18 protein-coding genes are annotated in these 19,107 nt (G+C 59.4%); 10 read left to right on the top strand and 8 right to left on the bottom strand.

Annotated features, from left to right (window positions below):
• The first annotated feature begins 222 nt into the window (after positions 1–222).
• The 5 genes from PMI31_RS17520 to PMI31_RS30075 all read left to right on the top strand — a co-directional run bounded on the left by PMI31_RS17520 (position 223) and on the right by PMI31_RS30075 (position 5,739).
• Entirely contained in the window at positions 223–2,661 is a 2,439-nt protein-coding gene (locus tag PMI31_RS17520; protein WP_008019530.1) for a TonB-dependent siderophore receptor, read from the top strand.
• A 72-nt stretch (positions 2,662–2,733) separates the two neighbouring features.
• Positions 2,734–3,864: a PepSY-associated TM helix domain-containing protein gene (locus PMI31_RS17515; RefSeq protein WP_043302461.1), complete on the top strand. Its 1,131-nt coding sequence runs from the start codon at positions 2,734–2,736 to the stop codon at positions 3,862–3,864.
• Positions 3,861–4,073 (top strand): hypothetical protein, encoded by a 213-nt coding sequence (locus PMI31_RS17510; protein ID WP_008019528.1) that lies wholly within the window; start codon positions 3,861–3,863, stop codon positions 4,071–4,073. The genes PMI31_RS17515 and PMI31_RS17510 overlap by 4 nt, the downstream gene beginning before the upstream one ends.
• 143 nt (positions 4,074–4,216) lie before the next feature.
• On the top strand, positions 4,217–4,846 hold the full coding sequence (locus PMI31_RS17505; RefSeq protein WP_008019527.1) for a glutathione S-transferase: 630 nt from the start codon (positions 4,217–4,219) through the stop codon (positions 4,844–4,846).
• Positions 4,847–4,950: 104 nt separating this feature from the next.
• Positions 4,951–5,739 (top strand): RHS repeat-associated core domain-containing protein, encoded by a 789-nt coding sequence (locus PMI31_RS30075; protein WP_008019525.1) that lies wholly within the window; start codon positions 4,951–4,953, stop codon positions 5,737–5,739.
• Between the two features lie 19 nt (positions 5,740–5,758).
• Here PMI31_RS30075 and rloA2 read toward each other — a convergent pair whose 3' ends face one another.
• Positions 5,759–6,262, bottom strand: a complete 504-nt coding sequence (rloA2, locus tag PMI31_RS17500) for a retropepsin-like aspartic peptidase RloA2 (protein ID WP_043302452.1) — start codon at positions 6,260–6,262, stop codon at positions 5,759–5,761.
• A gap of 164 nt (positions 6,263–6,426) precedes the next feature.
• On the opposite strand from rloA2, the gene PMI31_RS17495 reads away from it, so the two are divergent.
• Positions 6,427–7,314, top strand: a complete 888-nt coding sequence (locus PMI31_RS17495; RefSeq protein ID WP_008019523.1) for an acyltransferase — start codon at positions 6,427–6,429, stop codon at positions 7,312–7,314.
• Between the two features lies 1 nt (position 7,315).
• Here PMI31_RS17495 and PMI31_RS17490 read toward each other — a convergent pair whose 3' ends face one another.
• Entirely contained in the window at positions 7,316–7,894 is a 579-nt protein-coding gene (locus tag PMI31_RS17490) for a DUF2780 domain-containing protein (RefSeq protein ID WP_008019522.1), read from the bottom strand.
• 307 nt (positions 7,895–8,201) lie between these two features.
• Between PMI31_RS17490 and PMI31_RS17485 the strand changes: the two genes are divergently transcribed.
• The 4 genes from PMI31_RS17485 (at position 8,202) to PMI31_RS30065 (ending at position 11,275) form a co-directional block, all read left to right on the top strand.
• Positions 8,202–8,795, top strand: a complete 594-nt coding sequence (locus PMI31_RS17485) for a fasciclin domain-containing protein (protein WP_008019521.1) — start codon at positions 8,202–8,204, stop codon at positions 8,793–8,795.
• Positions 8,796–8,850: 55 nt separating this feature from the next.
• Entirely contained in the window at positions 8,851–9,477 is a 627-nt protein-coding gene (locus PMI31_RS17480; protein ID WP_008019520.1) for a sigma-70 family RNA polymerase sigma factor, read from the top strand.
• Positions 9,474–10,148 carry an anti-sigma factor gene (locus PMI31_RS17475; RefSeq protein WP_008019519.1) on the top strand — a complete coding sequence of 225 codons (675 nt, stop codon included), beginning with the start codon at positions 9,474–9,476 and terminating at the stop codon, positions 10,146–10,148. Before PMI31_RS17480 ends, PMI31_RS17475 begins: the two co-directional genes overlap by 4 nt.
• An 86-nt stretch (positions 10,149–10,234) precedes the next feature.
• A complete protein-coding gene (locus PMI31_RS30065) occupies positions 10,235–11,275 on the top strand; it encodes an RHS repeat-associated core domain-containing protein (RefSeq protein ID WP_008019517.1) in 1,041 nt (346 codons plus the stop codon).
• 107 nt (positions 11,276–11,382) lie between these two features.
• On the opposite strand, the gene fdhA is transcribed toward PMI31_RS30065, so the two are convergent.
• The 6 genes from fdhA to PMI31_RS17440 form a co-directional block, all read right to left on the bottom strand.
• A complete protein-coding gene (gene fdhA, locus PMI31_RS17465; RefSeq protein WP_008019516.1) occupies positions 11,383–12,582 on the bottom strand; it encodes a formaldehyde dehydrogenase, glutathione-independent in 1,200 nt (399 codons plus the stop codon).
• A 154-nt stretch (positions 12,583–12,736) separates the two neighbouring features.
• Positions 12,737–13,594 (bottom strand): formyltetrahydrofolate deformylase, encoded by an 858-nt coding sequence (purU, locus tag PMI31_RS17460; RefSeq protein ID WP_008019514.1) that lies wholly within the window; start codon positions 13,592–13,594, stop codon positions 12,737–12,739.
• A 115-nt stretch (positions 13,595–13,709) separates the two neighbouring features.
• Positions 13,710–14,342 (bottom strand): sarcosine oxidase subunit gamma, encoded by a 633-nt coding sequence (locus tag PMI31_RS17455; protein ID WP_043302458.1) that lies wholly within the window; start codon positions 14,340–14,342, stop codon positions 13,710–13,712.
• A 135-nt stretch (positions 14,343–14,477) separates the two neighbouring features.
• Positions 14,478–17,495, bottom strand: a complete 3,018-nt coding sequence (locus tag PMI31_RS17450) for a sarcosine oxidase subunit alpha (RefSeq protein ID WP_008019512.1) — start codon at positions 17,493–17,495, stop codon at positions 14,478–14,480.
• Entirely contained in the window at positions 17,492–17,821 is a 330-nt protein-coding gene (locus tag PMI31_RS17445; RefSeq protein ID WP_007980417.1) for a sarcosine oxidase subunit delta, read from the bottom strand. The genes PMI31_RS17450 and PMI31_RS17445 overlap by 4 nt, the downstream gene beginning before the upstream one ends.
• Before the next feature lie 14 nt (positions 17,822–17,835).
• A complete protein-coding gene (locus PMI31_RS17440; RefSeq protein WP_007936415.1) occupies positions 17,836–19,086 on the bottom strand; it encodes a sarcosine oxidase subunit beta in 1,251 nt (416 codons plus the stop codon).
• Between the last annotated feature and the right edge of the window lie 21 nt (positions 19,087–19,107).

The following is a 19,107-nucleotide window of genomic DNA, read 5'->3' as shown; positions in this document are numbered from 1 at the left end:
TCGTGAACGATAACGCGCGCTCACTGGATAAACGCGGTGCTTATGAGCGCATCGCTGGCAAGCCAGATCCTACAAAAGCAACAAGCTCCTTCGCCACACATTGCCAAGCCGTGATTAGCGCACAAATACTGAATCTAAATTATTTTCATCCAGCCCTATCACTTTTCAATTCTCGTTCGGCACCTAGGCAATTGAGAAATATTTCCATTCAGGAGCCGCTGTATGCCCCGCCCGCTAGACACCTTGTTGCGCCCCGGTTTGCTGGCGCTCGCGATTGCCTTTTGCGCCCCTTTAGCCAGCAGCCCACTGTTCGCCGCTGAACAGGCTTCCAGCGTTCGCGCCTACAACCTGCCGGCCGCGCCGTTGGCCAACACCCTGAACCAGATCGCCAGCCAGGCCGGTTTGGCCCTGACGTTGACCCCATCCCTGGCGGCGGGCAAAACCTCGGCGCCGGTCAAAGGCCAGTTCGACGCAGCCGGTGCCCTGCGTGAAGCCCTGCGTGGTACCGGCCTGCAACTGGAGCAAAGCAGTGCGGGCACCTACAGCCTGGTGGCGGTACCGGAAGGCACCCTTGATTTGCCGGTCACAAGCATTACCGGACAGAACGGTGACGAAGAAAGTGCTTGGGGCCCCGTGCAAGGCTACCTCGCCAATCGCACAGCAGCCGGGACCAAAACCGATACGACGCTCGCCGAAGTTCCGCGTTCGATCTCTGTTGCCACTCGTGAGCAGATGCAGGACCGTGCAGTACAGAACCTGGATGACGCTGTGCGTTACATGCCCGGGGTTGTGGCCAGCAGCTACGGCAGCGATAGCCGTGCCGAATGGCTAAAAGTGCGCGGATTTGAACCCACCCAATTCCTCGATGGTTTGCCGCTGCCAAAGGGCACTTACGCCATGCCGAAGATTGAAACCTGGGATCTGGAGCGCGTAGCCTTGCTGCGAGGCCCTGCGTCTTCAGTTTACGGCCAGACACCTCCCGGTGGATTGATCGACATGGTCAGCCGCCGCCCTGAGGAGTTTGCAAGCAACGAAGTGCAATTGCAGATTGGCAGCTATCAGCGCAAGCAGATCAGTTTCGATAGCACCGGTCCAATTGACGATGAAGGGCGATTTTTGTACCGCGTCAGCGGTGTGGTGCGTGATAGCAACACCACCATCGATCACAACGAAGACAAGCGTTACAACATCGCGCCCAGCCTGACCTGGAATATTGACCCGGACACGAAATTGACCTTGCTCAGCCAGTTCAATCGTGACGATACCAGCAACACCAGCCAGTTCCTTCCAGTACAAGGCACCAAACTTTCAACGCCTGCTGGCGAGGTGAAATTCCACGAGAACCTCGGTGATCCGGACTGGGAGTTCTACGACAAAACCTATTACGCGCTGGGTTATGCATTTGAACACCAGATGAACGACGTTTGGCAGTTCCGTCAAAACCTGCGCTACACCAAGAGCGACCTGTCCTTCCAAGGCATAACCGCTGGCGGTTTTAACGGTTCGGTCAGTGACGATGGCACGGTGGCCCGAGGTGCCAACATCGTCAACGAAGACATCAGCCAGTTCGCCGTGGATAACAATTTCCAGGCAGACTTCGACACCGGCTCAATCAGGCACACGCTGCTGCTGGGCCTTGACCACCAACGTGTGAACACCAATTACAAATGGCTGTTCGGTAGCGCGCCGCCCAGCAATATCAACACTCCGATTTACGGCCAGGACTTCAGTAACGTCAGCTATACCGCGTTCAATGATTACAACCAGAAAACCCATGACACAGGCCTGTACATTCAGGACCAGATAGCCCTCGACAACTGGCGCCTGACTTTGGGCGGCCGCCAGGACTGGCTGCACACCGATACGACTTTCTACAACATGAACAATGCCAAGGACACCCGCGACGACACGGCCTTCACCGGCAACGCGGCCCTAAGCTATGTCTTCGACTCCGGTTTCACACCTTACATCTCCTACGCCGAGTCATTTCAAGCCGAACCCGGTGGCGCCAATGGTGAGGCGTTCCGCCCTGGCACTGGCAAGCAATACGAAGTGGGTATCAAGTACCAGCCTCCAGGCAGCGATATGCTGTTTACAGCAGCTGCCTATGACCTGACCCGCAAAGACATCGTGCTCAATGACACTCTCGGCGTATCGCGTCCACTGGGTGAAGCCAAAGTGCGTGGCTTCGAGCTGGAAGCAATTGGCAACGTCAACGAGAACTTGAAATTGACTGCCGCGTATACCTACGCCAACACCAAGATGACCAAAGTCACCAGTCCACTGGACCAAAACCGTCCTCTGCCATTGACTCCGGAAAATCAGGCTTCAGCCTGGGCTGACTACACCTGGCATACCGGAGTTCTCGATGGTTTCGGACTTGGTTTCGGCGTGCGCTACGTCGGAGAAACCGACAACATCGCTATCGGCAGCATGGAGTTCGTACGCGATAAATCAGACGGCCACTCCGACTCCTATACCGTCTACGATGCTGCCGTCCACTACGACCTGGGGCGCCTGAACAGCTCGCTCAAGGGCGTCAGCGTTGCGGTCAATGCCAATAACGTATTCGACAAGGAATACATTTCGACCTGTGATGGTTTCTATTGCTATTACGGCGATCGTCGCAACGTAATGGCCAGCGTCGACTACAAGTGGTAACGCCTTGAGCTGACACGCCCAATGACCAGGCCGTCCTTCATGGACGGCTTTGGTTTATCTGAAGGCCATGACATGAAAAGTAAAACCATTCGCCGCTGGTCTGCTGTCCACACCTGGACCAGCCTGGTTTGTACGGTGTTCCTGTTGCTGTTGGCGCTGACCGGCCTGCCGTTGATTTTTCACCACGAGATCGACCACTTGCTGGGCAATGCACCCGACGTGAAGGCAATGCCGGCGGACACCCCACGCCTGAATTTGCAGCAATTGGCAGAGGCGGCCGAGCGACATCGCCCCGGTGAAGTCATGCAGTATTTCGGCTTCGAGGACGATGAGCCCAACGCGGTGCTGACGATCATGGCCGCTACCGCTGGCACCGAACCGAACTCGTCCCACACCTTCATGCTTGATGCCCGTACCGGCGAAGCGCTGGAAACGCCATCGGCCAACGGCGGCTTCATGCTGACCATGCTGCGTCTGCACGTAGACATGTTCGCCGGCTTGCCGGGCAAGTTGTTGCTGGCGTTCATGGGGGTTCTATTCGTGGTGGCGATCGTTTCCGGCACGGTGCTGTACTTGCCGTTCATGCGCCGCTTGAAGTTCGCCACCGTGCGCCAGGACAAATCCACGCGCCTGCGCTGGCTCGACCTGCATAACCTGATCGGTGTCGTGACCTTGACCTGGGCCCTGGTGGTCGGCGTGACTGGCGTGATCAGTGCCTGCGCCGACCTGATCATTGCCGCCTGGCGCAACGACAGCCTGAGCGCGATGGTCGCGCCGTACCGCGATGCGCCGCCGCTGACGCAATTGGCACCGGCTACCCGTCTGCTCGACATCGCCAAGGAGGTCGCGCCGGGCATGCAGCCGGACTTCATCGCCTTCCCCGGCACGCGGTTTTCCAGCGAACACCATTACGCGGTGTTCATGAAAGGCAGCACGCACCTGACTTCTCACTTGCTGACACCCGTGCTGATCGACGCCAGCACCCTGCAAGTCACCGCCGTGGCCGAACGACCGTGGTACATGGACGCCATGGGCATGTCGCAGCCACTGCACTTCGGTGACTACGGCGGCATGCCGATGAAAATCCTCTGGGCGACCCTGGATGTGCTGACCATCATCGTGCTCGGCAGCGGGGTGTACCTGTGGGTGGTACGGCGCAAGGCTGCCATGCCTGTGCTGGAAAAAGCGGAGAGCGTGGCATGAAGCCCCAGCAGTCGAACTTCTGGAAAGTGTTCAGCACCCCAATCGTCATCGCCCTGTTCAGCGCGGCAGGGTTGTTTGCCGCGTTGCTCGGGGATGGTGTGTGGGATTCGCTGAGCTGGTTGGGGCTGGGCATCCCCGCCGCTGTTGCCCTGCGGGGCCTCCTGCCACCCTGTAGGAGCGAGCTTGCTCGCGATGGTCGTCAACGATGATGTTGGAAGACTGACACCCCGAGGTGTTCTCGGGTGCATCGCGAGCAAGCTCGCTCCTACATGAGGTCTGCGTTTTTGGGGATATTGAGCTCCCGCTACAACACGCTATGCTGCCCGACACTGCCACCGATCGAGACGCTGCCATGTCCGCCCCGAGCATGACCCTGTACCACAACCCGCTCTCTCCCTTCGTTCGCAAAGTCATGGTGCTGCTGCACGAAACCGGTCAACAGGACCGCGTGGCGTTGCAAAACAGCGTACTCACCCCGGTCAACCCGGACCTGACCCTGATCGACGACAACCCCCTGAGTAAAATCCCCGCGCTGCGCCTGGCCGATGGCAATGTCATCCATGACAGCCGGGTCATCCTCGACTACCTCGATCAGCAGCACGTTGGCAATCCGCTGATTCCCCGCGAAGGTTCGGCCCGCTGGCGGCGCCTGACCCTCGCGTCCCTGGCCGACGGGATCATGGACGCGGCCGTGCTGGTGCGCTACGAAGTTGCCCTGCGCGCCCCGGAGAAACACTGGGACGAATGGCTCGACGGCCAGCGCGACAAGATCCGCCGTACCTTGGCGCTGCTGGAAAAAGACGCGATCGCCGAACTGACCTGCCATTTCGACGTGGCCGCGATCAGTGTGGCGTGTGCACTGGGTTACCTGGACCTGCGCCATCCGGATCTGGATTGGCGCACGGCAAATCCGCAACTCGCGGCGTGGTATTTCGAGGTGAGCCAGCGGGCTTCGATGTTGGCGACGATGCCGAAGGTTTAATTAGGGCGAGAGCAAAACACTAGCAGTTCTGATAGTGGGCAAAGGCTGAAAATACTCCGACACTGAAACCACCTTCTTTTGGGTTTGGTTTCGGAGATCAGCCAATGCCTACGCAATCTCGCAAAACAATCCTGTTAGCAACGGATCAGCAAAATTCGGCATTGAATGCGCTTGACCCGACCAGAAACCACGCCATTGCGTACACGCCCTACGGTGATACCCCACCAAGAGATCAATTGCAGAGTCAACTTCGATACAACGGCGAATTACAGGAATTACTGACGCACACTTATGCGTTAGGTAAAGGTTATCGAATGTACAATCCGGTATTGATGCGGTTTATCAGTCCTGACAGTTGGAGCCCGTTTGGGAAGGGCGGGCTGAATGCTTATATGTATTGTGCGGGGGATCCGGTGAATAGAACTGATCCGACAGGGCATATGTTCAAATTTTTGAAAACGCTGAGAAGTCCATCGTCTCCACCTATAGCACGGGCGCCTTCTACCGAAGCTGTATCGCTGCCAAGTAGTAAGGCAGCGACACTCAAGCCCTCACTGGAGCCGAGCGACAAGAAAATAGTGGATATTTTCAAGAGTGGCAAAGGCAAACGCACGGTGGTGTATCAAAAGCCCAACGGTGAAGAACTGGTTGCTCCAAATGTTCCAAAAAACAAGCCTGGCATCGAAGGCCTACGTAAAGCCTGGGAAAGAAATCCCGAACTGAAACCCACCCGAAAACCACCACCCACCGTTTCTGAGCCAGGCCCACCAATCTTTCCGTATCCGTTGAACATTGACCTGAGGCGACCAGTGGCAGAGGGTTCTGCTAGAGCCTTTCACAACGAAAATGCGCTGAATGAGGTCATTGCTCATGTCCGCGGTTTGCCTGATTAAACACTTGTGCGGACCGTGTTCAACAATCCGGCTTATCCGCCGTAAACCGCCGAGCAGGATTCACCGCCGCCCCAAACTCACGCAAGGCCTTGGCACCGATCAACAATGGATAGTTGAAGCTGCTGCGGTCGGTCAGGTTGACCTCGACCGTGCGCTTGACGTTGCCCAGGCACAATTCCAGATCAACCACCGGCCGCTTGGTGGGTGCTGCCGCTTCGTCATCCTCTTCCTCTTCGGAGCGGGTCTTGATCTTGCTGATCCGCGCGATCTTGTGCTCGTAGACCTTATTGCTCGCATCCTTGGTAGCGAGGCGGAAACGCACCCAGTCCTCGCCGTCACGCTTGAAGGTTTCAATGTCCTTGGCCGACAGCGACGCGGTCAGGGCGCCGGTGTCCATTTTCGCCTTGAGGACCTGCCCGCCGATTTCCGGCAGGGCGATGTATTCGTAACGCCCATAGAGGGTGGGTTCGGCGGCCAAGACCGGCAGGGCGATGAGGGAGAGCACTGCAAGGAGGGATTTCACGTGATGGGCTTCCATGAGAGTGAACAGCGGGAATTTAGACCGTCGTTCGCTTGATCGTTCCCACAAGGTTACCGGCCCAAAGGTGAAACATTCGTCACCGCCGATTTGGCCTGTCGCCCGAAGCTGCTTATCATTGCGCGCCCAAATGCTGCCAAGAGTTTTTTATGCGCCGCCTGCTCACCGGCTGTTTCGTCACATTGCTGTTGTTGCTCAACACCCTGGTCCTGATCGGACCCTTGCTGGTGTTTGCCCTGCTCAAACTAGTCCTGCGCGGCCGCTTTCGCGATTACGCCTCATGGTCGGTGATGTGGATTGCCGAGACCTGGTCCGAAATCGACAAGCTGATCTTCCGCCTGTGCATCCCCACCCAATGGGATATCCGCGGCGGTGACGATCTGCGCCGTGACACCTCGTACCTGGTGATCAGCAACCATCAATCCTGGGTCGACATCCCGGCGCTGATCCAGACGCTGAACCGGCGTACGCCGTTCTTCAAATTCTTCCTCAAGAAAGAACTGATCTGGGTGCCCTTCCTGGGCCTGGCGTGGTGGGCGCTGGATTATCCGTTCATGAAGCGCTACAGCAAGGCGTTCCTGGCCAAACACCCGGAACTGGCGGGCAAGGATCTGGAGATCACCAAACAGGCCTGCGAACTGTTCAAGCGCCAACCGGTGACGGTGGTCAACTACCTCGAAGGCACTCGCTTCACGGCGGCCAAACGTGCCCAGCAACAGTCACCGTTCAATCACTTGCTCAAGCCCAAGGCCGGTGGAGTGGCCTTTGTGCTGGCGGCGATGGGTGAGCAACTGGACGCGATCCTCGATGTGACGGTGGTTTACCCGCAGCCGAATATTCCGGGGTTCTGGGACCTGATCAGCGGCAATGTGCCAAGGGTCATCATCGATATCCAGACCCGCGAACTCGACCCGGCGCTGTGGCAGGGCGATTACGAAAACGATCCGCTGTTTCGCGAAAAAACCCAGAACTGGGTCAACCAGCTCTGGATCGAGAAGGACCGGCGCATCGACACCTTGCGCACCGAGCGCCGCTGAATCAGCTGCCGTCGCCGATGCCCGTGCCCGTGCCCGTGCCCGTGCCCCAGATGCTGCCCAGACTGCTCAGCAGCGAACCGCCGACGCCCTGCTGACCGAGGTATTGCAGGAGCACCGGGGTAAACAACCCGATCATGCCGTTGTCCATGCCCAGGGCGCTGAACGCATTGTTCAGGTCATTGGTGTTCTTGACGTTACCCAGGGCGTTATTCAGGCCTGCGGCCTTGCCGGTGGAGCCGAGCAATCCGGCGAGCATACCCAGCTCGCCACCGCCGGACAGCATGTCGATACCCGGCACGCTTTTGGCCAGTTCCGAGTAGTCGGTCGAACTCAACTGGTTCTTCGCCAGCCCCAGCATCGCCCCGGCACCGCCGATGGCTTGCTGTGGGGTGATGTTCAACTCAGTGAGCGCGCCCAGCAGGTCCGCCGCTTCCGGGGTCGGCGCGGTATCGGTCGCGGCATTGCCGCCCTTCATGCCAGAAATGGCATTGGCCGCATCGCTCAGGTTGAACTGGGCAAAGGCCGGGCTGACCACCAGGGTCAAGAGCGATGCCAGGACAAAACCGCGTGAAATCTTCATTCAGACATCCTCTATGAACGCCGCCCGCAATGGACGGCGAAAAACTGTGCGTTGGACTGGATTCCCCGGACATTGTTCCCAGCCACCCATCCCCTGTAGGAGCGAGCTCGCTCGCGATGGACGTCAACGATGACGCGGGCTGTCTGGCGAAATGCGGTGCCCTTGCGTCCATCGCGAGCAAGCTCGCTCCTACGGGGATCAGGTTCATCAGAATATTTTCCCGGTGCTGCATCCAGTCCTGCCCCACGCCCGTATATCAAGCACGGACAGACATTCCTGGCCGATTCCCCACCAAAGGATCATCACCATGAAACGCACTACGATCAAAACACCGTTGATTGCCAGCCTGCTGACCCTGGCCCTTGGCGGTGCTTTCGCCCTGAATACCGTGCAAGCGGCAACCATGAGCCATGACAGCGTGACCGTCGGCGGCCAGGCCATGCTGCCGAGCAAGGACATCGTCGATAACGCGGTGAACTCCGCCGATCACACCACTCTGGTAGCCGCCGTGAAAGCCGCTGGCCTGGTCGATACCCTCAAGGGCAAAGGCCCGTTCACCGTATTCGCCCCGGTCAATTCAGCCTTCACCGCCCTGCCTGCTGGCACCGTCGATACCCTGCTGAAGCCGGAAAACAAAGCCACCTTGAGCAAAATCCTCACCTACCACGTGGTCGCCGGAAAACTCGACATGGCAACCCTGGCCGAGAAGATCAAGACTGGGGGTGGCAAGACCGAGCTCACCACCGTCGCCGGCGGCAAGCTATGGGCGATGATGAACGGCCCGCACAACATCACCATCAAGGATGAAAAAGGTGACGTCGCCGATATCACCACCTATGACGTGTACCAGTCCAATGGGGTGATTCAGGTCATCGACAAAGTGTTGATGCCGAAAAGCTGAACCGTGTCGCCGGCCCCGTGCATCGGGGTCGGCGGGTTTGCCGAGGTGTCCGCCTGTGAATGGAACAACTGCGCGCCGTGAACTAACCTCTGCCTGCAACCGGCCCCCTGCTCTGCTTTCCGGGAGAACCGCTATTCCCATCACCGACACCGATCAGCTCAGGCAACTGCTGGCCCAGTGTTCATTGGGTGACCGCCGCGCGTTCGAGACGCTGTACCGCAGTGTCGGACCGCGTCTGCACGGGGTAGCACTGCGCTTCATGAGCCGTCCGGACCTGGCCGAAGAGGTGCTGCAAGAGAGCTTCGTGCGTATCTGGAACAACGCCTCGCGCTACGAAGCACATCTGTCAGCGCCGTTGACCTGGATGATCAACATCACCCGAAATCAAGCCATCGACCAGTTGCGCAAACACCGTGATCGGCCCTTGAGTGATCTCGAAGAACAGATGCTTGTGGATGAAAGTCCATCGGCCCACGAGCAACTGGACAGTGCCCGTGAGGCCAGTGCCTTGAGCCGCTGCCTGGACAGCCTCGAAGGCATGCAGCGCCAGTCGATTACCGTCGCTTATTTCCAGGGGCTGTCGTGCTCCGAGTTGGCCGAACACCTGGCCGCGCCGCTGGGCTCGGTGAAGTCCTGGATCCGCCGCGGCATGGAGCGCCTGCGCAGGTGCCTTGAATCATGAACTATAAAACCCCGACCCTGCGCCGCGCCCTCGCCGCCGACTATGCTATTGGCCTGATGCCCGCCACCGCGCGTCGGCGTTTCGAACAGCTGTTGCTGGAAGATGCGACCTTGCGCGCAGAACTGGCGCAGTGGCAGGAAAGCCTGGTCAGCCTGACCGAAGCCCTGCCGGAGCAGCCGGTGCCGGATCGCGTCTGGCAAGGCATTACCGAACGGATCGAACCACAAGTACTGCACGTGCCGGAGAAGCGTCCGTTCTGGAACTGGCTGCGAGTGACGGCGGCGGTTTGCTCACTGCTGATTGCAGTGATTATCGGAGTTCACTACATCTCCGACGATGCCCGTTACAGTGCCACGCTGGTCAGTGCCGACGCGAAACCAGCGTTGCATGTGCAGGCCCACGAGAATTACCTGCAAGTCGAGCCGCTGACGCTGGCGGCTGTCGAACCCGGGCAAAGTCTGGAGTTGTGGGCGATTCCAGCGGACGGTAAACCGATCTCCCTCGGCGTCATTCCGGCTGGCGGAAAAGGCAAAGTTGAATTGAGCGATACGCAGAAAGCGCTGATCGGCAAGCCGATTGCACTGGCGGTCAGTCTTGAACCCAAGGGTGGCTCACCGACCGGACAACCGACGGGACCGGTGTTGTATCAAGGCGCATTGGCGGCGTTGTGACACTAACAGTTCTGCTAGTAGGCAGGCTTGGTTGATTGCGCGACAGTGAATCCCTGAACTCAAGGATTTTTCAGGGAGTCCTGCCCATGCAACCCAACCGCGAAACCGTACTCTGCCGCTACCACTATGATCCGCTGGACCGCTTGGTCGATTGCACCCCCTCGGCGCAATCCAGTACCCGGCGCTTCTACCTGAAAGATCGCCTGGCCACCGAGGTACAGGGCACGGAGCAGCGATCGATCATGCAGCACGAAGATCAGTTGCTGGCGCAGCAACAACGCCAGAACGGCAACGTGGAAACCCGCTTGCTCACCACTGACCAACAGCGCTCTGTGTTGAATGTGCTCGACACGACCCGGCCTCATCCACTCGCCTACACAGCCTACGGCCACCGCCCTGCGGAAAACGGCTTGCTCAGCCTGCTCGGGTTCAACGGCGAACGACCGGATCCGGTGACGGGGTGGTATTTGCTGGGGAATGGATATCGGGCGTTTAACCCGGTGTTGATGCGGTTTAACAGTCCGGACAGTTGGAGTCCGTTTGGGAGGGGTGGATTGAATGCCTATGCGTATTGTGTAGGGGACCCGGTGAATCGAGCGGATCCAAAGGGTCATACTCCAACGTTCATAAAACCACTCTTAAGATCGTTGAGAATTATAAAAAAGCCAGCACAAACGGTGAGCCTCAACACTCCCATCCCCATGAGCCGATCAACCCCAAACCTGACAGAATCTTCCGGGCTCACTCGGTCCCCCTCGTTTTCCAAGGAGAAATTCGAACTAGCATCAGAAAAACAACGCCTGAACAAAGCAGAGAATAAAATGAAAGAGATAGACAAGCACTTTACAAATAAAGAACAGAAAATAAGAGAACTCAATGAAACAGTAACAACACTTGAATCCAATGGATACGAAATAGGAACAGCCATCCCCGACACAATAAAAATGCATACAGCAGAACTAAATGATCTGCGCACACTAGGAATAAAATATCAAAACAAAATAACATCGCATCAAAAAAATATAACTAACCTCAACAATCGTATCTCGGGACTCCCAGAGTACGAATCCTTGCCGCCACCGTATACACCAGCAACAGCTCAAGCATCCATAAGAAACCGCCCTTAACAAAGTTTTCAGGTCAACGCTGAGCCCATTAACTATGGGAGCGTTTTGATCAATAAATATAAATGATAAAAAACGGCGACCTCAGATCGCCGTTTTTTGTCAAACGCTTACGCCGCACTAAACATCTTATGCGGGTCAATCACAAACTTCTTCGGCACGCCCGCATCAAACTCGCCGTAACCTTCCGGCGCCTGATCCAGGCTGATCACCTGTACGCCCACCACTTCAGCGATGTTGATGCGGTCCCACATGATCGCCTGCATCAGCTGGCGGTTGTACTTCATCACCGGGGTCTGGCCGGTGTGGAAGCTGTGGGACTTGGCCCAGCCCAGGCCGAAACGGATGCTCAGGCTGCCCATTTTCGCGGCGGCGTCCACGGCACCTGGATCTTCGGTCACATAGAGGCCAGGGATACCGATCTTGCCGGCAACCCGCACCACGCCCATCAGCGAGTTGAGCACGGTGGCCGGGGCTTCGTGCTTCACGCCGTCGTGGCCATGACCACGGGCTTCGAAGCCGACGGCGTCGATGGCGCAATCCACTTCGGGCTCGCCCAGCAGCGCGGCGATTTGCTCGTGCAACGGGGTGTCGAGGGACAGGTCGGCGATTTCGAAGCCCTGGGCCTTGGCGTGGGCCAGGCGCACGGTGTTGACGTCACCGACGATGACCACTGCCGCACCCAGCAGGCGAGCGGAAGCCGCAGCGGCCAAACCGACCGGACCGGCACCGGCGATGTACACGCTGCTGCCCGGGCCAACGCCGGCAGTCACGGCACCGTGGTAGCCGGTCGGCAGGATGTCGGAGAGGCAGGTCAGGTCGCGGATTTTTGCCATGGCGCGATCGCGATCCGGCAGTTTCAGCAGGTTGAAGTCCGCGTAAGGCACCATCGCGTATTCAGCCTGACCACCGGTCCAGTCGCCCATGTCGACATAACCATAAGCACCGCCCGGACGCGCCGGGTTAACGCTCAGGCACACGCCGGTGTGCATTTCCTTGCAGGAACGGCAGCGCCCGCAAGCCACGTTGAACGGTACGGACACCAGATCGCCGATTTGCAGGTTTTCGACGTCGCGGCCCTTCTCGATCACTTCACCGGTGATCTCGTGACCCAACACCAGACCGGTTTGTGCGGTGGTACGACCGCGCACCATGTGCTGGTCGGAACCACAGATGTTGGTGGAAACCACACGCAGGATGACCGCGTGTTCAATCTTCCTGCCGCGCGGGTCCTGCATTTTCGGATAGTCGATTTTCTGTACTTCGACCTTGCCCGCGCCGAGATATACCACACCACGATTGCCAGACATGCTTTCACCTCGATGTTGTTTTTATGGAACCGCGTTGCCCAGGCAGGCAGCGCGTTAAGTGCTCGGGTACAGATGCTGTTTCTTGTGTTGCCGGTTATGGCCTCTTCGCTGGCAAGCCAGCTCCTGCAGGAGCTGGCTTGCCAGCGATGGCGATCTAAAGAACGACCGTACGATTGGCGTTCAAAAACACTCTTCTCTCAATGTGATAACCCACGGCCCTCGCCAGGGTCAGCCCTTCAATGTCCCGCCCCTTGGCGATCAGGTCTTCCGGGTAATGGCTGTGGTCCACCGCCTCGACACCCTGGGCGATGATCGGACCTTCATCCAGATCGTTGTTGATGTAGTGCGCCGTGGCGCCCACCAGTTTCACGCCCTTGTTGTAGGCCTGGTGATAGGGCTTGGCACCCTTGAAACCGGGCAACAGGGAGTGGTGGATGTTGATCGCCTTGCCATCGAGCTTGCGGCACAACTCCGGCGACAGCACTTGCATGTAACGCGCAAGGATCACCAGTTCCGCACCGGACTCTTCAATGACCTGCCATACCTGACGTTCTTGCGCCGGCTTGTCGTTCGGGTCCAGCGGGAAGTGGTAGTACGGAATCTGGTGCCAGTCGGCCAGTGGCTTGAGGTCCGGATGGTTGGAAATTACCGCGGCCACGTCCATCGACAACTGACCGATGCGCTGGCGGTAGAGCAAATCGTTGAGGCAGTGATCGGCCTTGGAAACCATGATCACCACTTTCGGCCGATAGTTCGGCGCGATCAGTTCGAAGTTCATGCCAAAGGTGTCACCACGCTCGGCCAGCCCCGCACGGAACGACTGCTCGTCGAAGCCATCCGGCTGGCGGAACTCCACACGAATGAAGAAACGCCCCGAAAGGCGGTCATCGAAGGAGTGGTGTTCAGTGACGTAGCAGCCCTGCTCGAACAGAAAGCGGGTCACCACATCCACCGTGCCGAGCAGGCTTGGGCAGTCGGCGGTCAGAATCCATGTGTCTGGGGCGCGGCTCATGGTGCGGTGACTCCTGTTCGTTTATTGGCAACCGCTTCGCGGTTGATCGCTGGCAAGCCAGTTCCTACAGGGATCGCGGTCAATTGTAGGAGCTGGCTTGCCAGCGAAAACAATCTCAAGCCTGAACGCTGAGGCCGAATTCCGCAGAAGCATCCTGCAACCACAACCACCAGTAATCCGAGAAACTGCGACGAATCAGCAGTTCCCAGGTGTCTTCGGCGGTGTGACGGATCATCAGCTGCGACTTGGCGAACACCGTGCCGACGGCTTTGCCCACCGGGAAGTTGTTCGGGTGCACGTCGTAGCTGGTGGACTTCATCAGTACCTGGCGCACGTTCGGGCCGCTCAATTCGAGGAGTTGCTGGCCGCCGCTGACGTTGACGATTGCAATGTGCAGATCGCCCAGCGCCTTGCGCAGCTTTTGCTCGGCGGCAAGCTCTTCACCGGTCGGCACGATCAGCAGCCACTCATCCGGCCCCATCCATTGCAAACTGGTTTCGCCTTTGACGATGACGCTCAGCGCGCCCGGCAGCTCGATGCCCAGGGCCTTGTGCACGCCCGCGGCGAACGCGGCGTCGTGGCCATCGCCGCGGATGGTCAGGTGGCCGAGGAGTTTTTTCTCACGCACGGTCACGCCGGCGTTCTTGCGGCCCTTGCCCACCAGGCTGGCGAGGTCGGCGTGATGCAGCGACGACTCGGCCTTGGCCCCGGAGGTTGGGCGTTGTTGGTAAACATTGGCTGCGGTCATAAAGCACCTGTCCTGAATTCTGTTGAGAGTGTGGTTGTCATCTGCAGGAGCCGGCTCGCTGGCGATCCAGACGACGCGGTGAATCAGGTGCACCGCGTTATCGTTCATCGCCAGCAAGCCGGCTCCTACAAGCAATCACACGTTCTGCCGTTCGCCTTTCGGATCGAAGAACACCGAAGAAACGATTTCCGCCTCGATCACGCTGCCGTCCGCCAGTGGCGCAAAGACACGCTCGCCCATACGGTTCAGGCCGCCCTTGACCACGCCCATGGCAAACGAATAGCCCAGGGAGTTATGCAGGTAACTGGACGTCACGTGACCCACCATGGTCATCGGGATGGCTTGCTTGGTGTTGAACACCAGTTGCGCACCTTCCGGCAGCCATTTGGTCGGATCGATCGGCTTGAGGCCAACCAGCTGTTTGCGCTGATCACGCACACAGTCTTCGCGGTTCATGCCACGCCAGCCGATCCACGAGAACGGCTTGGTGCGACCGACACACCAGCCCATGTTCAGGTCGTCCGGGGTCATCGAGCTGTCAGTGTCCTGACCGACGATGATGAAGCCCTTCTCGGCCCGCAGCACGTGCATGGTTTCGGTGCCGTACGGCGTCAGGTTGTACTTCTTGCCGGCGTCGACGATTTTCTCGAGCACGCCCATGGCGTAATCGGCCTGCACGTTGACTTCGTACGACAGCTCACCGGTAAACGAGATCCGGAACACCCGCGCCGGCACACCGCCGACCAGGCCTTCTTTCCAGGTCATGAACGGGAAGGCTTCGTTGGCCAGGTCGATGTCGGTGACTTCGCTGAGCAGCTTGCGGCTGTTCGGCCCGGACAGGGTCATGGTCGCCCAGTGGTCGGTCACGGAGGTGAAGTACACCTTCATGTCCGGCCATTCGGTCTGGTGGTACAGCTCCAGCCACTGAAGCACGCGTGCCGCGCCGCCGGTGGTGGTGGTCATGACGAAATGGTTGTCGGCAAGGCATGCCGTCACGCCGTCGTCGAACACCATGCCGTCTTCTTTGCACATCAGGCCGTAACGCGCCTTGCCCACGTCGAGCTTGGTCCAGGCGTTGGTGTAGACGCGGTTGAGGAACTCGCGTGCGTCCGGGCCCTGGATGTCGATCTTGCCCAGGGTCGAAGCGTCCAGCAGGCCGACGCTGTCGCGCACGGCTTTGCATTCGCGCTTGACCGCGGCGTGCATGTCTTCACCGGATTTAGGGAAGTACCACGGACGTTTCCACTGGCCAACATCTTCGAACTCGGCGCCGTTTTTCAGGTGCCACTGATGCAATGCGGTGTAGCGTACCGGCTCGAAGATGTGCCCACAGTGACGACCGGCCACAGCGCCAAAGGTCACTGGCGTGTAGTTCGGACGGAACATGGTGGTGCCCATCTGCGGGATGGTCACATTCAGCGAGCGGGCAGCGATGGCCAGGCCGTTGACGTTACCGAGCTTGCCCTGATCGGTGCCGAAGCCCAGTGCGGTGTAGCGCTTGACGTGCTCGACCGACTCGAAGCCTTCGCGGGTCGCCAGTTCGATGGCGGCGGCGGTGACATCGTTTTGCAGGTCGACGAATTGCTTCGGTGCCCGTGCGGTGTTCTTTTCATGAGGCACCTGGAACAGCGCCAGCGTCGGCTCTTCGAGACGGCTCAGGGCTTTCGGCAGTACGCCTTCGGCTGTCTGGAACCCGGCTTCAGCAGCGGCGCGGGCGCCACCTTCAAAACCGTCGGCCAGAGAATCGCCAAGGCCGTAGACGCCGTTGATGCCACCGACACACACGCGTTTCTGCGGTGCTTCACCCGGTACGAAACCGAGGATGTCTTCGCGCCAGATCGGCTTGCCACCCAGGTGCGAAGCCAGGTGAACCACCGGGCTGTAACCACCGGAACTGGCCACCACGTCGCACTCAAGCCATTCGCCTGGGCTGGTCACGGTGTGGGCTTTGACATCGATGGCGGCCACACGGGCAGCGGTCACACGCTTGCTGCCACGGGCCTCGATCACGGCGCTGCCGGTGAGGATGCGGATACCTTTGGCGCGCGCTTCTTCCACCAGCGCACCACGCGGGTTGCTGCGGGCGTCGGCGATGGCCACCACTTGCAGGCTGGCATCGAGCCAGTCCAGGGCAACGCGGTAGGCGTGGTCATTGTTGGTCGACAGCACCAGCTTCTTGCCCGGCGCCACACCATAACGGCGTACGTAAGTGGAGACAGCGCCGGCCAGCATGTTGCCCGGCACGTCGTTGTTGCCGTAGACCAGTGGACGCTCGTGAGCGCCGGTCGCCAGGACCACGCGCTTGGCGCGAACCCGGTGGATGCGCTGACGCACCTGGCCAATCGGAGCGCGGTCGCCGAGGTGATCGGTCAAGCGTTCGTGAATGGTCAGGAAGTTGTGGTCGTGGTAGCCGTTGACCGTGGCGCGCGGCAACAGCAGCACGTCCGGGGTGTTCTTCAGCTCGGCGATGACGCTGGCGACCCACTCGGTGGCCGGCTTGCCGTCGAGGCTTTCGCGGGAATCGAGCAGGCTGCCGCCGAACTCTTCCTGTTCATCGGCGAGGATCACCCGGGCACCGCTGCGCGCAGCCGCCAGGGCAGCCGCCAGACCGGCAGGGCCAGCGCCGACGATCAGCACGTCGCAGTGCTGGTTCATGTAGTCGTAGGTGTCCGGATCGTTCTCGGTCGGCGAGCGGCCAAGGCCGGCAGCCTTGCGGATGTACTTCTCGTAGGTCATCCAGAACGATTGCGGGTACATGAAGGTTTTGTAGTAGAAGCCCGGTGGCATCAGCTTGCCGCCGACCTTGCCGAGAATCCCCATCATGTCGTTGTTCACGCTCGGCCAGCCGTTGGTGCTGGTAGCGACCAGGCCCTGATACAGCGCCTGTTGCGTAGCACGCACGTTCGGGATCTGCGTGGCTTCGGTGGCGCCGATCTGCAGCACCGCGTTCGGCTCTTCTGCACCGGCGGCGAAGATGCCGCGCGGACGGGAATACTTGAAGCTGCGACCGATGATGTCGACGCCGTTGGCCAGCAGTGCAGCGGCCAGGGAGTCGCCTTCAAAGCCTTTGTAAACCTGGCCGTTGAAGGTGAAGGTCAAGACTTTGTTGCGGTCGATCCGTCCGCCATTGGACAGGCGATTGATCTGGCTCATACCTTCTCTCCCAGAGCCGTGCTGGCCGCTTTCGGGCTATCGGTCTTGTCGGTGAATTGTGGCTTGGTGCCGATCTTGTAGGTTTCGAGAATCTCGTAGGTCACGGTGTCGCGGGTGACGTTGAAGTACTGGCGGCAACCGGCAACGTGATCCCACAGCTCGTGGTGCAGGCCGCGAGGGTTGTCGCGGAAGAACATGTAGTCGCCCCACTCCTCGTCGGTGCAGCTGTTCGGGTCCAGTGGGCGCGGGATGTGCGCCTGGCCGGATGCATGGAATTCCTCTTCGGAGCGCAGTTCGCCGCAGTGAGGACAGAAGATATGCAACATAGGGATTTCTCCTGTTAGTGGGCGACTGCTGCAGCGCCGTGTTCGTCGATCAACGCACCGCTGTGGAAGCGGTCGATGGAGAAAGGTGCAGCCAACGGGTGCATTTCACCCTTGGCCAGGCTTGCGGCAAACACGTTGCCCGAGCCAGGTGTTGCTTTGAAGCCACCGGTGCCCCAACCGCAGTTGAAGAACATGTTCGGTACCGGGGTTTTCGAGATGATCGGGCAAGCATCCGGCGTGGTGTCGACGATGCCGCCCCACTGACGGTTCATGCGTACGCGGGACAGTACGGGGAACATCTCGACGATGGCCTGGATGGTGTGCTCGATCACCGGATAGGAACCGCGCTGACCATAGCCGTTGTAGCCGTCGATACCGGCGCCGATCACCAGGTCGCCCTTGTCGGACTGGCTGATGTAGCCGTGCACGGCGTTGGACATGATCACGCTGTCGATAATCGGTTTGATCGGCTCGGACACCAGCGCTTGCAGCGGGTGCGATTCGATCGGCAGACGGAAACCGGCGAGTTTGGCCATGTGCCCGGAGTTACCGGCAGTCACTACGCCGACGCGCTTGGCGCCGATGAAACCCTTGTTGGTTTCCACGCCGATGCACACACCGTTTTCCTTGCGGAAACCAATCACTTCGGTCTGCTGGATCAGGTCCACGCCCAAGGCATCGGCGGCCCGGGCAAAGCCCCAGGCCACGGCATCGTGACGGGCCACGCCGCCGCGACGCTGGACGGTAGCGCCCATCACCGGGTAGCGAGTGTTCTTCGAGCAGTCGAGATACGGGATCTCGTCGGCAACCTGCTTGGCATCGAGCAGTTCGCCATCCACGCCATTGAGGCGGTTGGCGCTGACCCGACGCTCGGAATCACGGATGTCCTGCAGGGTGTGGCACAGGTTGTAGACGCCGCGCTGGGAGAACATCACGTTGTAGTTGAGGTCCTGGGACAGGCCTTCCCACAGTTTCATCGCGTGTTCGTACAGGTGCGCCGACTCGTCCCACAGGTAGTTGGAACGCACGATGGTGGTGTTGCGCGCGGTGTTACCGCCGCCCAGCCAGCCTTTCTCGACCACGGCCACGTTGGTGATGCCGTGTTCCTTGGCCAGGTAGTAGGCGGTCGCCAGACCATGCCCGCCACCGCCGACGATGACCACGTCGTAGACCTTTTTAGGGGTCGGCGTGCGCCACATGCGCTGCCAGTTTTCATGGTGGCTGAGGGAGTGTTTGAAGAGGCCGAAGCCCGAGTAGCGTTGCATAGTCATTTACTCCAAAACCGC

Source organism: Pseudomonas sp. GM55 (genome assembly GCF_000282395.1).
GTDB classification, from domain to species: Bacteria; Pseudomonadota; Gammaproteobacteria; order Pseudomonadales; family Pseudomonadaceae; genus Aquipseudomonas; species Aquipseudomonas fluorescens_CC.
Note: the sequence above shows the minus strand (reverse complement) of the source record. Positions and strands in the feature narration are given on the sequence as shown.

Excerpts from the sequence above, each read along its gene's own strand:
- purU (WP_008019514.1), bottom strand. The coding sequence starts at position 13,594 with ATGAGCCGCGCCCCAGACACATGGATTCTGACCGCCGACTGCCCAAGC.
- PMI31_RS30065 (WP_008019517.1), top strand. The coding sequence starts at position 10,235 with ATGCAACCCAACCGCGAAACCGTACTCTGCCGCTACCACTATGATCCG.
- PMI31_RS17440 (WP_007936415.1), bottom strand. The coding sequence starts at position 19,086 with ATGCAACGCTACTCGGGCTTCGGCCTCTTCAAACACTCCCTCAGCCAC.
- PMI31_RS17515 (WP_043302461.1), top strand. The coding sequence starts at position 2,734 with ATGAAAAGTAAAACCATTCGCCGCTGGTCTGCTGTCCACACCTGGACC.
- PMI31_RS17510 (WP_008019528.1), top strand. The coding sequence starts at position 3,861 with ATGAAGCCCCAGCAGTCGAACTTCTGGAAAGTGTTCAGCACCCCAATC.
- PMI31_RS17485 (WP_008019521.1), top strand. The coding sequence starts at position 8,202 with ATGAAACGCACTACGATCAAAACACCGTTGATTGCCAGCCTGCTGACC.
- PMI31_RS17450 (WP_008019512.1), bottom strand. The coding sequence starts at position 17,495 with ATGAGCCAGATCAATCGCCTGTCCAATGGCGGACGGATCGACCGCAAC.
- PMI31_RS17490 (WP_008019522.1), bottom strand. The coding sequence starts at position 7,894 with ATGAAGATTTCACGCGGTTTTGTCCTGGCATCGCTCTTGACCCTGGTG.
- PMI31_RS17455 (WP_043302458.1), bottom strand. The coding sequence starts at position 14,342 with ATGACCGCAGCCAATGTTTACCAACAACGCCCAACCTCCGGGGCCAAG.
- PMI31_RS17475 (WP_008019519.1), top strand. The coding sequence starts at position 9,474 with ATGAACTATAAAACCCCGACCCTGCGCCGCGCCCTCGCCGCCGACTAT.
- PMI31_RS30075 (WP_008019525.1), top strand. The coding sequence starts at position 4,951 with ATGCCTACGCAATCTCGCAAAACAATCCTGTTAGCAACGGATCAGCAA.
- PMI31_RS17505 (WP_008019527.1), top strand. The coding sequence starts at position 4,217 with ATGTCCGCCCCGAGCATGACCCTGTACCACAACCCGCTCTCTCCCTTC.
- PMI31_RS17495 (WP_008019523.1), top strand. The coding sequence starts at position 6,427 with ATGCGCCGCCTGCTCACCGGCTGTTTCGTCACATTGCTGTTGTTGCTC.
- PMI31_RS17445 (WP_007980417.1), bottom strand. The coding sequence starts at position 17,821 with ATGTTGCATATCTTCTGTCCTCACTGCGGCGAACTGCGCTCCGAAGAG.
- PMI31_RS17520 (WP_008019530.1), top strand. The coding sequence starts at position 223 with ATGCCCCGCCCGCTAGACACCTTGTTGCGCCCCGGTTTGCTGGCGCTC.
- fdhA (WP_008019516.1), bottom strand. The coding sequence starts at position 12,582 with ATGTCTGGCAATCGTGGTGTGGTATATCTCGGCGCGGGCAAGGTCGAA.